A 15,422-nucleotide genomic window follows, 5' to 3' on the forward strand; every position below is an offset into this window, starting at 1 on the left:
CTCCTTTTGGTAATACACTTTGGCTTGTGAGATAGCGCAGGTGATGATAGTTATCAATGGATAACTAAAGGGGCAACACATGGCCAAACGCATGTCAGCCGAAAACCGCAAGGCCAAGATTATCTCGGCGGTGCTGGCGCTTGCCGATGAGATCGGGCCGGACCGGCTGACGACGAATGACGTGGCGCATCGGGTCGGCATCACTCAGCCCGCGATTTTTCGCCACTTCCCGACGAAGGCCGATTTGTGGCTGGCGGTTGCGGCGGATGTCAGCGCGCGGCTCCATGCGGAGTGGGAGGCGGTAGCGGCGGCGCAGCCCGACCCGCAGGCGCGGTTGCGCGCCTTGGTCGAGGCGCAATTCCGTGTGATCCATGCCTCGCCCGCGCTGCCGCTGATCCTGCATTCGCGCGAGTTGAACGTCGAGAATCCGGGGCTGCGCGACGCGGTGCAGGGGGTGATGCACGCCTATCAGGCGCATCTGGTCGCGACCCTTTCAGCGCTGCGCGACGTTGGAGCGTTGCGCGCGGATCTGCCGGTCGAGGATGCGGCGGTTCTGCTGATTTCACTGGTGCAGGGGATGGCGATCCGCTGGAGCCTTGGTGGGCGGCGGGTGGATTTGCTGCCCGAGGGGATGCGGCTTTTCGATCAGCAATTGCGGCTGTTTGCCGCCTGACCGAGGCACAAAGGAAAACGCCTGCCGATTCTAGCGGCAGGCGTTTTTGATGTCAGGCGTCCGCACTGTCTTCACTTGGTGCGGGAGCCTCGTCGGCGCTGTCCTCCTCGGTCACTTTGACCGAGCGGAAGGTAATATTCAGGAAGTCCGGCACATGGTCGCCCATGCCGACGACAACCGGATCGCGCCCGTTGCCGCGCCCGCCACGGGGGCCGCGATCCCGGCGCGGTTGCGGCGCGGGGCGTTCTTCACGCTCGGGCGTCGCAACGAGGGTGGTTTCCGGCTCGGCCACGGCCACCACTTCGGTGACGGAGGGCGTTTCCTCGCGCTTCGAGGCGCGCTCGCGGTCGCGATCGCGGCCACGGCCCGAACGGCGGCCATCGCGCCCGCGCCCGTTTTTCTTGTCGTCATCGCGCTGGCGCGGGGCGTTTTTCGCCGCTTCCGACAGTTCGAACCCTTCGGGAGTTTCGCCGCGCGGGATCGGGTTGCCGACAAGGCTTTCGATAGCGGTCAGGTATTTTTCGTCCGAGGGCGTCGCGATCGAGAAAGCCGCGCCCTTGCGGCCTGCGCGCCCCGTGCGCCCGATGCGGTGGACGTAATCCTCGGCGTGGTTGGGCAGGTCGTAGTTGAACACATGGCTCACGGTCGGAATATCAAGCCCGCGCGCCGCCACATCCGAGGCGACCAGCACTTGCAGGCTGCCATCGCGGAAGGCGTCCAGCGTGCGCATCCGCTGCGACTGGTCCAGATCGCCGTGGATCGGGGCCGCGTTGAAACCGTGCGTTTTCAGCGATTTCGCCACGATGTCCACGTCAACCTTGCGATTGCAGAACACGATGGCGTTGGTGCAGGCCTCGCCCTCTTGCGCAATCAACGAGCGCAGCAACTCGCGCTTTGCCTTGGCGGTCTGGTCACGCCGCGCGGGCGTCACCTCGATCAGGCGCTGCGTGATGTTTTCCGAGGTCGTCGCCTGACGGGCCACTTCGATCCGGGTCGGCGTGTGCAGGAAGGTGTTGGTGATGCGCTCGATCTCGGGCGCCATCGTGGCCGAGAAGAACAATGTCTGGCGCGTAAACGGCGTGAGCTGGAAGATGCGCTCGATGTCGGGGATGAAGCCCATGTCGAGCATCCGGTCGGCCTCGTCCACGACCATGACTTTCACGTCGGTCAGGATCAGTTTGCCGCGCTCGAAATGGTCCAAGAGGCGGCCGGGCGTCGCGATCAGCACGTCGACACCCTTGTCGATCAGCTTGTCCTGCTCGCCAAATGACACACCGCCGATGAGCAGCGCCTTGGTCAGTTTGGTATGCTTGGCGTAGACGTCGAAGTTTTCCGCAACCTGAGCTGCCAGTTCGCGCGTCGGGCACAGGACCAGCGAGCGTGGCATCCGCGCGCGGGCGCGGCCACGGGCCAGAAGGGTAATCATCGGCAGCGTGAAAGAGGCCGTCTTGCCGGTGCCCGTCTGGGCAATCCCGAGCACGTCCTTGCCTTCGAGGGCAGGGGGGATGGCGCCCGCCTGAATCGGCGTCGGCGTCTCGTAACCCGCTTCTTCAATGGCTTTCAGAACCTTGGGATTAAGGTTGAGGTCGGAAAATTTGGTCATGTGCGTCCTGTGTGGCGGCGTCGGGCCGCGGGGGTTCCAAGGGACGCAAGGTTTCGGGCGCCCCGTTAAGCCGCCGGATTGCGGTGCGCGTGACCTACTGCATTGCGACAAAAACGTCAATAAACCCGTGCGTTCGCGCTTTTGGGGGCGCCATGTAGGGGTTGCGTCCGGGCGCGGATGCTGCCTTCCTGCGGGTGTGGTAACGAGGGGGCATGGATGATGGCGACAGTTCAAGCGCTTGATCCGGTGGCGGCATTTGCGTTTGTGGGGCTGTGCGGGGTGGGGGCGCAGTGGCTTGCGTGGCGTCTTAGGCTGCCTGCGATTGTGCTGATGCTGGCGGTGGGATTGCTGGTCGGGCCGGTGACGGGGCTGTTCGTTCCTGCGCGCGACATTGGGGCGCTGACGGGGCCGCTGATCTCGCTGGCGGTGGCGGTGATCCTGTTCGAGGGCGGGCTGTCGCTGGACCTGCACCGGCTGGGGGATGCGAAAGAGGGCGTGATGCGCCTTGTGGTGATTGGCGCGCCGCTTGGTTGGCTGACTTCGACGCTGGTGCTGGTTTATGTCGCGGGGCTAAGCTGGGCTTCGGCGGCGGTTTTTGGCGGCATTATGATTGTGACAGGGCCGACCGTGATTGCGCCTTTGCTGCGCTCGGCGCGGCTGGCGCGGCGGCCTGCGCAGCTGCTGCAATGGGAGGCAATCGTCAACGATCCGATTGGCGCCTTGGCCGCCGTGCTGGCCTTCGAGGTCGTGCTGGTTTTGCACGCGGGGCACACGCTTGGATCGGCGCTGCTGGATCTGGCGCTTGGGATCGGGTTTGCGGCGGTGCTTGGGCTGATAGCGGGGTTTGGCACGGCCTGGGCCTTCAGGCGCGCCCGCGTGCCCGAGTTCATGAAGGTGCCGGTTCTGTTTGTGGCGCTGCTGGTGGTCTTTGCGCTGGCCGATCATGTGCTGCATGAAAGCGGGCTTCTGGCGGTGACGGTGATGGGGCTGGTGATTGCTAATGCCGATCTGCCCTCGATGACCGAGCTGCGCCGGTTCAAGGAACATGCAACCGTGCTGCTGGTGTCGGGGGTGTTTATCCTGCTGGCGGCGGAGCTATCGGTTGCGCAATTGCGCACGCTCGACTGGCGCGCGCTTGGTTTTGTGGCGGCGATTGTTCTGATCGCGCGGCCTGTAACGGTGCTGGTGTCGCTGATGCGCTCCAGGCTGCCGATGCGCGAACGTCTGTTTATCGCGCTGACCGGCCCGCGGGGCGTTGTGCTGGTGGCGGTGGCGGGGCTGTTTGGCCAGCGTCTGGCCGAAGCTGGCATTGCGGATGGCGCGCGGATCGGGCCTTTGGCCTTTGCGCTGGTGCTGGTGACGGTGGTCTTGCACGGGTTCTCGCTGGCGCCGCTTGGGCGCGCGCTTGGGTTGGCGTCCAAGGCTGCGCCGGGGTTGCTGATCGTGGGTGGCTCGCGCTTCACCACGGGGCTGGGGGTCGCGCTGAAAGAGGCGGGTGTTCCCGTCTTGCTCAGCGACCCGAACCACGCGCATCTGATCCGCCCGCGCGCGGCGGGAGTAGATACGTTTTACGGCGACATTCTGGGCGAGGCGGCCGAGGATATGGTCGCGCTGATCACCTATGGCACCGTCCTCGCCGCGACCGATAATGACGCCTACAACACGCTGGTCGCCACCGATTTCGGCCCCGAAATCGGGCGCGAGGCCGTCTGGCAGGTTGCCCGCGCCCGCGACGACCGCCCGCGCCATGCTTTGCCCACGCAACTGGGCGGGCGTCCCTTTGGCGGCGGGCTGACCTTTGACCAGCTTGAGGCGCGGGTTGTCGAGGGCTGGCGCTTTGGGGTTACGGGCCTGTCCGGGGAATACACCGCCGAGACATGGGCCGCCGAACGCCCGCTGGCGGTCCCCGTTTTGCGGATCAAACCCGATGGCGCGCTGCGTTTCGTTCGCGACCGCGAGAGCCTGCGGGCCGAGGCTGGCGCGCGCATCGTCGCGCTTTTGCCGCCCAAAACGGCGGCGGGCTAGGGCGCGCCGCCATCCCTGTTGACGCCGCGCGCCCGCTCTGGCAGGGAGGCGGCAACAAAGGATCCTGACCTATGAACCTGTTTGCTGATATCCGCGACGCGGTCCTTACCGCTTTGAATGACCTTGTGGCCGAAGGCGCGCTGCCTGCGGGCCTCGACTATTCGAACGTGGCGGTTGAGCCTCCGCGCGACGCGCTGCACGGCGATATGGCCACCAATGCCGCGATGGTGCTGGCGAAGCCCGCAGGCGCCAAGCCGCGTGATATTGCCGAGGCACTGGCTGCGAAGCTGGCGGCTGACGCGCGCATCACCAGCGCCGAGGTGGCGGGGCCGGGGTTCCTCAACCTGCGTCTTGATCCGGCTGTCTGGGCCGATGTGACCCGTGCGGCGCTGGCTGCGGGCAAGGATTTTGGCCGTGCCGCGCTTGGCGCGGGCGTGAAGGTCAATGTGGAATATGTCTCGGCCAACCCGACGGGACCGATGCATGTCGGCCATACGCGCGGCGCGGTCTTTGGCGATGCGCTGGCGTCGCTTCTGGATTTCGCGGGCTACGATGTGACGCGCGAGTATTACATCAATGACGGTGGTGCGCAGGTCAACGTGCTGGCGCGCTCGGCGTTTGAGCGTTACCGCGAGGCCAACGGTCTGGAGCCGGAAATCCGCGAAGGGCTGTATCCCGGCGATTACCTGATCCCCGTGGGCGAGGCGCTGAAGGCGAAATACGGGCAAAGCCTCCTGGACAAGCCCGAAGAGGACTGGCTGGCCGATGTGCGCGAATTCGCGACCGAAGCCATGATGGACATGATCCGCGAGGATCTGGCGCTTCTGGGCGTGAAGATGGATGTCTTCTATTCCGAGAAGTCGCTTTATGGCACGGGCCAGATCGAGGCCGCGTTGAAGCGTCTTGAAGACCTTGGCCTGATCTACGAAGGTGTCCTTGAGCCGCCGAAAGGCAAGCTGCCCGAGGATTGGGAAGAGCGCGAGCAGACGCTGTTCAAATCGACCCAGTTTGGCGATGACGTCGATCGTCCGGTGAAGAAATCGGACGGTGCCTGGACCTATTTCGCACCCGACATCGCCTATCACTGGACCAAGGTCGAGCGCGGCTTTGACATGCTGATCGACGTTTTCGGCGCCGATCACGGTGGTTACGTCAAGCGGATGAAGGCCGCGGTTGCCGCGCTGTCCGAGAACCGCGTGCCGCTTGACATCAAGCTGATCCAGCTGGTCAAGCTGTTCAAGAACGGCGAGCCCTTCAAAATGTCGAAACGCGCGGGCACCTTTGTTACCCTGCGCGATGTGGTCGAGCAGGCGGGCGCCGATGTGACGCGCTTCCACATGCTGACGCGCAAGAACGACGCGCCGCTGGATTTCGACTTCGACAAGGTGCTTGAGCAATCCAAGGACAACCCCGTGTTCTATGTGCAATACGCACATGCGCGGGTGTGTTCGGTTCTGCGCAAGGCGACCGAGGCGGGCTGGGATATGTCGGATGCTCGTTTGGCCTCGGCGGATCTGTCGGGCAATACCCACGAGGCAGAGCTTGCGCTGGCCAAGAAGGTTGCCGAATGGCCGCGCCACGTCGAAATCGCGGCCCGCGCGAACGAGCCGCACCGGATCGCGTTCTTCCTCTATGAAATCGCGTCGGATCTGCACGCGCTGTGGAACCGTGGCAACGAGGAAACATCGCTGCGCTTCTACCAAGAGGGGGATGAGGCCGCCTCATCGGCGAAAATCGCCCTCGCACGCGCCTGCGCCGTTGTTATTTCCGCAGGTCTTGGTATTCTGGGCGTAACTCCGGCAGAAGAGATGCGCTAAAGCGCGCCGCGCCGGACCCGAGGCAGACAAGCCGGAGAACCGGCGGCGAGGCAGATATGGCGAGCATCAATTACCGCACCGGCGGGGGCTATGGCTATGAGGGCGCATCCGCGCCCCATCAGCATTTCGGTCATCCGCAATACGCAGAGCAGGCGCCCCATGGCGCGCCGCCTGTGCCGATGCAGCGCTGGATCAATCTTGCGGGCGCGGCAACGTCGGTCGCGCTGATGCTGGGGCTGGTGGTCTGGGGCTACAAGCTGGCTGTGCGCGATATTTCGGGGGTGCCGGTGGTGCGCGCCGCCGAAGGGCCGGCGCGGATTGCGCCTGCCGATCCGGGCGGTGAATTCGCGCAGCATGTGGGCTTTTCCGTCAATGATGTCGCCGGAACCGGAACGGCTGCGGCTGCGCCCGATCAGGTGGTGCTTGCGCCCGAAGCGATGGGGCTGAGTGACGAAGATCTGCCGATGGGTGTCATGGGGCTGATCGCAAATTCGCGTCCGGCTGTTGACGAGGCTTTGGTCGAGGCGGCAAGCGATGCGCCGATCGAGGTGGCCTATACCGTGCCTGCCACCGAAGAGGATGTGCTGACTGCCAAGGCCCCTGATGCGGGGGCGCCCAACGTTGTCGCGACCTCTGTGCCGGGTGTGACGGTCTCTCCCTTCCCGCTGCCGCATCCGCGCCGCGATCTGGCGGCCGAGGCGGCTGCGCTGGCGGTTGCTGCTGCAATGGGCGGCGGGTCGGTCGGCGGTTCGATCGACGTTGACCCGACCACGCTGGCGGCTGGCACGCGCCTTGTGCAGCTTGGCGCCTTCGATACGCCTGACGATGCCAAGGCCGAATGGACCCGTGTCGCCGCGCGCTTTGACGCGCTGATGAACGGCAAAAAACGGATCATCCAGGAGGCCGCTTCGGGTGGGCGCACCTTCTACCGGCTGCGCGTCGAGGGCTTTGCCGATGTCTCGGATGCGCGTCGTTTCTGTGCCGCGCTTCAGGCCGAGCGGACCAACTGTATTCCGGCTCAGGTGCGCTAAGCTATGGCGCAAGGGGCCGCGATTTTCGGCTGCGAGGGGCTGGAGCTGACCCCGCGAGAGGCCGCGTTTTTCCGCGAGGCGAACCCTTGGGGGTTTATCCTTTTTGCCAGAAATATCGATAATCCCCAACAGGTTGCGCGCCTTACTTCATCCTTACGTGAGGCTGTGGGGCGGGACGCGCCCGTTCTGATCGACCAAGAGGGTGGCCGCGTCCAGCGGATGCGCGCGCCCCATTGGCGCGAGTGGTTGCCGCCCTTGGAGCAACTGACCGCAGCGGGGGATCTGGGGACGCGGGCGCTTTGGCTGCGCTACCGGATTATTGCTGATGAGTTGCGCGCGGTCGGCATTGATGTGAACTGCGCACCCACCTGCGATATAGCGGGGCCGCTGACCCATCCGTTTTTGCAAAACCGCTGTTTCGGCACCAAGCCCGAGGTGGTGATTGACGCGGCCCGCGCCAGTGCCGAAGGATTACTGGCGGGCGGCGTTCTGCCCATCATCAAGCATATCCCCGGCCACGGGCGCGCCACCGCCGACAGCCACAAGAACCTGCCGGTGGTCGAGGCCACCCATGCCGAGCTGTCCGCCAGTGATTTCGCGCCCTTCAAGGCGTTGGCCGATCTGCCGATGGGCATGACCGCGCATATCCGCTTTACCGCACTGGATGATGCGCCCGCGACGCAAAGCGCGCGGATGATCGGGCTGATCCGCGACGAGATCGGCTTTGACGGGCTGTTGATGACCGATGACATCTCGATGGAGGCGCTCTCGGGCGATCTGACCTCGCGCACGCGGGCCTCGTTGGCGGCGGGCTGCGATCTGGTTTTGCACTGCAACGGTGAATTGCCCGAGATGGAGGCCATCGTGGCCGAGGCGGGCCAGATGGGGCAGGCGGCGCAAATCCGCGCGGATCGTGCGCTTGCCCTACGCAAACCGCCCGAAACCATTGACATAGCGGCGCTTGAGGCCGAACTTGGGGCCTGTCGCTAAGCGCGAGGAGCCATGGCCGAACCCGACACTCTTTTCCAGCCGCAAAGCGTTGCCGAACGGCTTGAGGCCGAGGCGCTGATTGTCGATGTGGACGGGTTCGAAGGTCCGCTCGATCTGCTGCTGACGCTGTCGCGCACGCAAAAGGTCGATCTACGGCGGATTTCGGTGCTGCAACTGGCCGAGCAATATCTGGGTTTCGTCGAACGCGCCAAGCAGTTGCGGATCGAATTGGCGGCTGACTATCTGGTGATGGCGGCCTGGCTGGCGTTCCTGAAATCGCGGCTTCTCTTGCCGCCCGACCCCGAGGCCGACGGCCCCTCGGCCGAGGATATGGCCGCGCACCTGGCGTTTCAGCTTGAGCGCCTGCAGGCGATGCGCGAGGCGGCGGCACAGCTTATGGCGCGCGACCGGCTGGGGCGCGATGTGTTCGTCCGTGGCCTCTCCGAAGAGGTGCAACGGGTGCGCAAGATCACCTATACTGCCTCGCTTCTGGACATCATGCAGGCCTATGCCCGCATTCGCACCCGTGACGAGTTCCGCCCCTATGCCTTTGACCGCACAAATGTTTTCACGATGGAAGAGGCGCTGGACCGGATGCGCGGGCTGATTGGTTTCGCGGGCGAATGGACCGACATCGTCAGCTATCTGCCCGAGGGCTGGGGCCGCGACCCGAAACGCCGCCGCTCGGCCACCGCAGCCACTTTTGCCGCCTCTCTGGAACTGGTCAAACAGGGCCAGATCGAGATCCGGCAAAGCGAAACCTTCTCACCGATCTCGATCCGCAGGAAGCAATGACCGACACGACCGACGACAAACCCGTGCGCGACAGCCTGTTCGAGGCGCCGCCTTTGGCCGAACAGGAACGGATGGTGGAGGCGATCCTCTTTGCCTCGGCCGAGCCTGTGACGCTGCGCGAGATGGAAGAACGTATGCCACATGGGTGCGATCCCAAAGCCGCGCTTGAACACTTGCGCAAACGCTATGACGGGCGCGGCGTGCGTGTGATGCAGATCAACGAGGCATGGGCGATCCGCACCGCGCCCGACCTTGGGTTTCTGATGCAAAAGGAAACGGTCGAAGAGAAAAAGCTTTCGCGCGCCGCGATCGAGACGCTGGCGATCATCGCCTATCACCAGCCCGTCACCCGCGCCGAGATCGAGGAAATCCGTGGCGTGGCGGTGTCGCGCGGCACCATCGACCAGTTGTTGGAGATGGAGTGGATCCGCTTTGGCCGCCGCCGCATGACACCAGGCCGTCCGGTGACATTTGTCGTGACGCAAGAGTTTCTGGACCACTTCAGCCTTGAAAGCGCGCGCGACCTGCCGGGGCTGAAAGAGCTGCGTCAGGCCGGGCTTCTGGATGCGCGCCTGATGCCGGGCCGCGAGGATGACGACGACGAGGCGGAGGCCGACGATCAGGCGCAACTGTTTGAAGAGTAAGGGGTAGGGGCGGATGAACCTTAATCAGATCATCAATATGGTGCTGCGGATATTGCTGCGGCGCGGGGTGAACTGGGGTGTGAACAAGGGCATCGACCTTGCCGCGGGCAAAGGCAAGGCACCCGCACAGATGACCGAGGCCGAACGGCAAGAGGCGCAAAACGCCCGCGAACTGGCCAAGCGCGCCCGCAAGGCCGCGCGTCTCACGCGCAGGCTTTAACCCGCTTCCGCCAGTTCCAGCTTCTCCAGCGCTTCCATCCAAAGCGCCTCGGCGCGGTCCATCGCCTCGCGCGCCTCGGCGTGTTTCTTCATCCACTTCTCGGCTTCAGCGGTTTTGCCGGCCTCGTAAAGCGCGCTATCAGCCAGAATTGCGTCAAGCTTTTCAATCATTTCCGAGAGCTTGTTCACGCGATCTTCGCATTTGCGGACCTCGGAGCGCAGCGCTTGCAGTGCCTCGCGTCCGGGCTTGGCGGGCTTGGGCTTGGCCTCGCTTTTCGGCTTGTCCTCGGGGTCGCCTGCCAGAAGCTCGGCGCGGTAGGCCTCAAGGTCGCCCGCATAGGGCGCGACCGCGCCGCCCTTGACCAGCCAAAGCCGGTCCGCCACCAGCCCCAGAAGGTGCATGTCGTGGCTGACAAGGATCACCGCGCCCGAATAGGCGGTCAGCGCCTCGACCAGCGCCTCGCGGCTTTCGATGTCAAGGTGGTTCGTCGGTTCGTCGAGGATCAACAGATGCGGCGCGTCATAGGTCGCCAGCAGCAAGGACAGCCGCGCCTTTTGCCCGCCCGAGAGCTTGCGCACCTCGGTTCCGGCCTGATCCGCACCAAGGCCAAACCCCGCCAGACGGGCGCGCAGCTTGACCTGGCCTTCCTCGGGGAGGACGCGCTGAAGGTGCAACAAGGGCGTTGCGTTCAGGTCCAGCTCGTCCACCTGATGCTGCGCGAAATAACCGATCCGCAGCTTGGTCGAGCGCGAGATTTTGCCATCCATTACTTCAAGTTTGGCGGCTAACAGCTTGGAAAGGGTGGATTTTCCTTCGCCATTGCGGCCCAGCAGGGCGATCCGGTCATCCTGGTCGATCCGCAGGTTCAACCGCCGCAGGATCACCCGCTCACCATAGCCGACCGATGCCCCATCGAGCGCGATGATCGGCGGCGAAAGCTGTTCCGGCTCAGGGAAGGTAAAGACCTGCTTTGCCGCCTCTTCGGGCGCGGTGATCGGCACCATCTTTTCCAGCATCTTCACGCGCGATTGCGCCTGCGCGGCCTTGGTTGCCTTGGCCTTGAAACGGTCCACAAAGCTTTGCAGATGGGCGCGCCGTGCCTCTTGCTTTTTCGCCGCTGCCGCCTGTGCCTCGCGTTTCAGGGCGCGGGTGCGGGCGAAGGTGTCATAACCGCCCTGATAGAGCGTCAGCTTGCGCTCTTCGAGATGCAGGATCGACCCCACCGCGCGGTTCAGCAGATCGCGGTCGTGCGAAATCACGATCACCGTATGGGGGTATTTCGCGAGATATTGCTCAAGCCAGAGCGCACCTTCGAGGTCCAGATAGTTGGTCGGTTCGTCCAGCAGCAGAAGGTCGGGCTGCGCGAACAGAACACCGGCAAGCGCCACCCGCATCCGCCAGCCGCCCGAGAAATCCGAACAGGGACGAAGCTGCGCCTCGGCGTCAAAGCCAAGCCCCTTGAGGATGGCGGATGCCCGCCCCTCGGCGGACCATGCGTCGATGTCGCTGAGCCGCGTCTGGATTTCCGCAATGCGGGCAGGGTCATGGGCGGTCTCAGCCTCGGCCAGAAGTGCCGCACGCTCGGTATCGGCGGCCAGAACCGTGTCCAGAAGGCTGGTGGCGGACGATGGCACCTCTTGCGCGACACCGCCGATGCGGGCGCGCATCGGCAGAGAAATCGCCCCGCTTTCGAGCGCGTATTCGCCACGGATCAGCTTGAATAGCGTGGTTTTTCCAGCCCCGTTCGCCCCCACAAGGCCAACCTTGTGGCCGTTGGGAATGGTGGCGGACGCGCCCTCGAACAGGGGGCGGCCTTCGATCGCGAATGTGATGTCGGTGATCCTGAGCATGGGCGTGGCTTGCCCGAGCGCGCGCGACGCGTCAAGCGGGGTTTCGCGTTTGTGCGCGGATGGTCCCGACACGGGGTCTTTTCTTCGTTACAGACCCGTGATAGCAGCGCGCCAGAATATAAAACGCGGGCGGCGGGGCCGCCCCTTTATGGAAAGGGCACTGACATGGCCACCGAACGCACGCTCTCGATCATCAAGCCGGACGCAACCAAGCGCAACCTCACCGGCAAGATCAACGCCAAATTCGAAGAAGCTGGTCTGCGCATCGTCGCACAAAAGCGCATCAAGCTGTCGATGGAACAGGCTGGCAAGTTCTACGAAGTCCACAAAGAGCGCCCCTTCTACGGCGAACTGTGCGAATTCATGGCGTCCGAGCCGGTCGTCGTGCAGGTTCTTGAGGGCGAAAACGCGATCCTGAAAAACCGTGAAGTCATGGGCGCGACCAACCCGGCCCAGGCTGACGAAGGCACCATCCGCAAAGAGTTCGCTCTGTCGGTTGGCGAAAACTCGGTCCACGGTTCGGATGCGCCGGAAACCGCTGCTCAGGAAATCGCGTTCTTCTTCTCGGGCCTCGAGCTCGTCGGCTAATCCTTCCGGATAAGCCCGATTTCAGAAAGGGCCGCCTCCAGCCGGAGGTGGCCCTTTTCCGTTTCAGACGGGCCGGCACCGGATGTGAGCGCGTCAAAGCGTTTGCGCAATGCGGCCTTCTCGGCGCCCTTGCAATCGTTCCACGGGCGCCCCTGAAGCGCCATGACGAGGGCGTAATAAGCGATGAAATGGGGGCGGATGCCCGCGCGCAACTTGGCCGCATAGGCCGCATCCGCGCCGATCTTGCGCAGCGTTTCGGCATCGGGGATGCCCGCGCGGATCAGCCCTTCGGCCATCGCAGGGCCAATGCCTTTGATTGTGGTCAATTCCGTCATGATGCTCCCGCTCTTTGGGGCATCATGACGCGTTGGTCAGGCCAAAAGCAAGTCTGTCTATTGCGCGGCCTCAAGCTGTGGTGGCCGCGCGCGCGCGCCGCAGATCGGGATCGACCGCGCCGAGGGAAGTTGCAGCAGTGCCTCCAGCGCCTCGTTGTTTTCCACAAGGTCTTTCAATGACTTGCGATCCAAAGTTGCATAGAATGCCTCAAGCGCGTCCATTAGCGCATCGCGGAACATGCACGCCTCGTGCAGCGGACAGGTATTGGTTTCCAGATCGAAACATTCGGCAAAAGGCAGGTCCGCCTCGAAGGCGCGCAGCACCTGACCTACGCAAATTTCAGAGGTTGGCCGCGAAAGCCGCAATCCGCCCGAGCGACCCCGCTGAGTCGCGATAAACCCGCGCTGCGCCAGCGTATTGACCACCTGCGCAAGGTGGTTTTCCGAGGCATTGCAGGCATCCGCAATCTCATGCTTTCGCACGGTTTTCTCGGGGTTAACTGCGCAGAACATCAGCACGCGCATGGCCAGATTTGTGCGGGTCGTCAATCGCATGGGGGCTGTCCTTTTTGTTGCGCCCTTTCTACAGCATAGCGGCGCGCGGGGATTTGACCCAGATCAGATATCCCAGATGCACAATTTGTCGCGTTTGCGTTTTCTGGAAATCAAATATATTCCGTGAATTGAATGTGAATTACAGGATCACCCAGATGACAAGCCTCGATCAGACGCCGGATGCGCCCGCGCATAGCCGGCTCGAACATTTCCCGATAACGTTTTTCGCCACCACAATGGGGCTTGGCGGGTTCACGCTTGCGCTACGCGCGGGGGAGGCAGTTCTGGGGCTGCCGAAAGGGCTGTATCTGGTTGGTTTCTGGATTACGGTTCTGGTTTTTTCTTTGGTGTCAATCGGATATGCGGCGAAAGCGATGCGGCAATGGCACGCGGTCAAGGCCGAGTGGAACCATCCGGTGCGGCTTAGCTTTTATCCGACGGCATCGGTCTCGATGCTCCTGTTGGCGACCGCTCTGCTGACGATATCAAAGCCTGCGGCGCTGGCGTTGTGGATGGTCGGAACGGGCTTGCAAGGGGCGTTGACGCTGGCGATTGTGTCGAACTGGATTGGCACCCGCAGCTTTCAGCACGGGGCGCTGAACCCCGCTTGGTTCATTCCGGCGGTGGGGAATGTGATTGTGCCTGTCGCGGGGGCGCAGCTTGGTTTTGTTGAGATCTCGTGGCTGTTCTTCTCGGCGGGGATGATGTTCTGGGTCGTTCTGCTGACGCTGGTGTTCAACCGGCTGGTGTTCCATGACCCGCTGCCCGGGCGCTTGCAGCCGACGCTGGTGATTATGGTTGCGCCGCCTGCGGTGGCCTTTGTCGCCTGGCTGCGGCTGGTGGGTGAGGTGGACGCTTTCGCCCATATCCTCTTGTCGCTTGGCTATCTGTTCGCCGCGCTGGTAGCCGTGCAATTGCCGCGCATCTTGCGGCTGCCGTTTGCGATGTCGTTCTGGGCGCTCAGCTTTCCCGTCGCCTCGCTGACGATTGCGACGCTGCTTTATGCGGAGAACGCCCATTCAGGCGTGCATCTTACGCTTGGGGCGGGGCTGCTTGTGGTGCTGGCGGTGCTGATCGCGGGGCTGGTCGGGCGCACGCTTCTGGCGATAGCACGCGGCGAGATCTGTCAGCCGGAATGAATGACAAAGGCGGGGTGCTGGCCCCGCCTTTGCCGTTTTCTTACATCGGTGCGGGCAGGGGCGTCGTGGAGGTCCGCACCGGAAGGGTCGGGTGCACGACCTCCGGCTGCTCGCCGGTCAGCGTCGTCAGGAAGGCGGTGATGTCATCGACTTCCGCCTCGCTCAGCTCTGCACCAAGCTGCGAGTTGGCCATGATCGACACGGCTTCTTTCAGATCCCAGACCTTGCCCGAGTGGAAATAGGGCGCGGTGATCGCGATGTTGCGAAGCGGGGCGGCACGGAAGACATATTCGTCATCCGCCGTTTCCGAGACCGCAAAGCGGCCCTTGTCACCTTCGGGCAGAACATTGGCGCCGGGTTTTTCGACCACGCCGAAGGGGTAGTAATCCTGCCCGCCGAAGTTGATCCCGCCGTGGCAAGACGCGCAGCCGGTATCGACGAAAAGCTGCAAGCCGTTCTTTTCCTGATCCGTAAGCGCGCCGTCTTCGCCCATCAGGAACTGGTCAAAGCGCGAGTTCGGCGTGATGAGGGTTGCTTCGAACGCCTCGATCGCAAGGGCGAAGTTGTCAAAGCTGATCGGGTCGGGCTGGCCGGGGAAGGCCGCATCGAACCCCTCGACATAGCCCGGCATGGATTTCAGCGTAGCCACGACGTTATCGGGCGTGTTGTTCATCTCGACGCCTGCCTGCACCGGCCCTTTGGCCTGTTCGGCAAGGTCGGGCGCGCGCCCATCCCAGAACTGGGCCACGTTGAACACCGCGTTCAGCATGGTCGGCGCGTTGCGCGGGCCTGCCTGCCAGCCGTGCCCGACCGAGGTTTCCAGCCCGTCCACACCGCCGATCCCGACGTTATGGCACGACTGGCACGAGAAAAGCCCCGATTTCGACATACGCGGATCGAAGAAGAGCTTGGCCCCAAGGTCGACGCGGTCGCGGGTGATGACGTTGTTTTCAAGCGTGGGGGCTTGAAGCGGGATCGGCTCAAAGAAATCTTTGGCCGTTTCCCGCAGGGCTGCATCATCTGCAAGGGCGGGGGTTACTAAGACCACCGATGCAAAAAGGGTCGCAGCGCTATACCGTTTCATGAGAAAATCCTCCGTTGGCTCCGAAAGGTAGAATCTTTCTAAAATCATGGGGGCGTGAGGAATTTGATCTGGA

At 63.5% G+C, this 15,422-nt stretch carries 15 protein-coding genes; 10 read left to right on the forward strand and 5 right to left on the reverse strand.

The window, feature by feature from the left end:
* The first annotated feature begins 79 nt into the window (after positions 1-79).
* On the forward strand, positions 80-673 hold the full coding sequence (locus RYZ20_RS01285; protein WP_317670070.1) for a TetR/AcrR family transcriptional regulator: 594 nt from the start codon (positions 80-82) through the stop codon (positions 671-673).
* Between the two features lie 52 nt (positions 674-725).
* On the opposite strand, the gene RYZ20_RS01290 is transcribed toward RYZ20_RS01285, so the two are convergent.
* Positions 726-2,276 carry a DEAD/DEAH box helicase gene (locus tag RYZ20_RS01290; RefSeq protein ID WP_317670071.1) on the reverse strand — a complete coding sequence of 517 codons (1,551 nt, stop codon included), beginning with the start codon at positions 2,274-2,276 and terminating at the stop codon, positions 726-728.
* A gap of 219 nt (positions 2,277-2,495) precedes the next feature.
* Here RYZ20_RS01290 and RYZ20_RS01295 point away from each other — a divergent pair, with 219 nt between their 5' ends.
* The 7 genes from RYZ20_RS01295 to RYZ20_RS01325 all read left to right on the forward strand — a co-directional run bounded on the left by RYZ20_RS01295 (position 2,496) and on the right by RYZ20_RS01325 (position 9,798).
* Positions 2,496-4,301: a cation:proton antiporter gene (locus tag RYZ20_RS01295; protein WP_317670072.1), complete on the forward strand. Its 1,806-nt coding sequence runs from the start codon at positions 2,496-2,498 to the stop codon at positions 4,299-4,301.
* Positions 4,302-4,372: 71 nt separating this feature from the next.
* Complete coding sequence (gene argS, locus RYZ20_RS01300) at positions 4,373-6,118, forward strand: arginine--tRNA ligase (protein WP_317670073.1); 1,746 nt, start codon at positions 4,373-4,375, stop codon at positions 6,116-6,118.
* Positions 6,119-6,174: 56 nt separating this feature from the next.
* Entirely contained in the window at positions 6,175-7,149 is a 975-nt protein-coding gene (locus RYZ20_RS01305; RefSeq protein ID WP_317670074.1) for an SPOR domain-containing protein, read from the forward strand.
* A gap of 3 nt (positions 7,150-7,152) precedes the next feature.
* Positions 7,153-8,139 carry a beta-N-acetylhexosaminidase gene (gene nagZ, locus RYZ20_RS01310; RefSeq protein ID WP_317670075.1) on the forward strand — a complete coding sequence of 329 codons (987 nt, stop codon included), beginning with the start codon at positions 7,153-7,155 and terminating at the stop codon, positions 8,137-8,139.
* Positions 8,140-8,151: 12 nt separating this feature from the next.
* The gene (locus RYZ20_RS01315) at positions 8,152-8,934 is read left to right on the forward strand and encodes a segregation and condensation protein A (protein WP_317670076.1); all 783 of its coding nucleotides are present in this window, start codon (positions 8,152-8,154) and stop codon (positions 8,932-8,934) included.
* Positions 8,931-9,578 carry an SMC-Scp complex subunit ScpB gene (gene scpB, locus RYZ20_RS01320; protein WP_317670077.1) on the forward strand — a complete coding sequence of 216 codons (648 nt, stop codon included), beginning with the start codon at positions 8,931-8,933 and terminating at the stop codon, positions 9,576-9,578. The genes RYZ20_RS01315 and scpB overlap by 4 nt, the downstream gene beginning before the upstream one ends.
* A gap of 13 nt (positions 9,579-9,591) precedes the next feature.
* Positions 9,592-9,798 carry a hypothetical protein gene (locus RYZ20_RS01325; RefSeq protein WP_317670078.1) on the forward strand — a complete coding sequence of 69 codons (207 nt, stop codon included), beginning with the start codon at positions 9,592-9,594 and terminating at the stop codon, positions 9,796-9,798.
* Here RYZ20_RS01325 and RYZ20_RS01330 read toward each other — a convergent pair.
* Positions 9,795-11,648, reverse strand: coding sequence for an ABC-F family ATP-binding cassette domain-containing protein (locus RYZ20_RS01330; RefSeq protein WP_317671286.1), 1,854 nt, complete (start codon positions 11,646-11,648; stop codon positions 9,795-9,797). The two genes, RYZ20_RS01325 and RYZ20_RS01330, sit on opposite strands and share 4 nt — an antisense overlap.
* A 165-nt stretch (positions 11,649-11,813) precedes the next feature.
* On the opposite strand from RYZ20_RS01330, the gene ndk reads away from it, so the two are divergent.
* Complete coding sequence (ndk, locus tag RYZ20_RS01335; RefSeq protein WP_317670079.1) at positions 11,814-12,236, forward strand: nucleoside-diphosphate kinase; 423 nt, start codon at positions 11,814-11,816, stop codon at positions 12,234-12,236.
* On the opposite strand, the gene RYZ20_RS01340 is transcribed toward ndk, so the two are convergent.
* Together RYZ20_RS01340 and RYZ20_RS01345 are read right to left on the reverse strand one after the other, a co-directional pair.
* Entirely contained in the window at positions 12,233-12,571 is a 339-nt protein-coding gene (locus tag RYZ20_RS01340; protein ID WP_317670080.1) for a TfoX/Sxy family DNA transformation protein, read from the reverse strand. The genes ndk and RYZ20_RS01340 overlap by 4 nt on opposite strands.
* Before the next feature lie 57 nt (positions 12,572-12,628).
* A complete protein-coding gene (locus RYZ20_RS01345; protein WP_317670081.1) occupies positions 12,629-13,126 on the reverse strand; it encodes an RrF2 family transcriptional regulator in 498 nt (165 codons plus the stop codon).
* Between the two features lie 155 nt (positions 13,127-13,281).
* On the opposite strand from RYZ20_RS01345, the gene RYZ20_RS01350 reads away from it, so the two are divergent.
* Positions 13,282-14,265, forward strand: coding sequence for an SLAC1 anion channel family protein (locus RYZ20_RS01350; protein ID WP_317670082.1), 984 nt, complete (start codon positions 13,282-13,284; stop codon positions 14,263-14,265).
* A gap of 40 nt (positions 14,266-14,305) precedes the next feature.
* Here RYZ20_RS01350 and RYZ20_RS01355 read toward each other — a convergent pair whose 3' ends face one another.
* Positions 14,306-15,349 carry a cytochrome-c peroxidase gene (locus tag RYZ20_RS01355; protein WP_317670083.1) on the reverse strand — a complete coding sequence of 348 codons (1,044 nt, stop codon included), beginning with the start codon at positions 15,347-15,349 and terminating at the stop codon, positions 14,306-14,308.
* Positions 15,350-15,422: the final 73 nt, after the last annotated feature.

Source organism: Pseudothioclava alba (genome assembly GCF_033100795.1).
Taxonomy (GTDB): Bacteria; Pseudomonadota; Alphaproteobacteria; order Rhodobacterales; family Rhodobacteraceae; genus Pseudothioclava.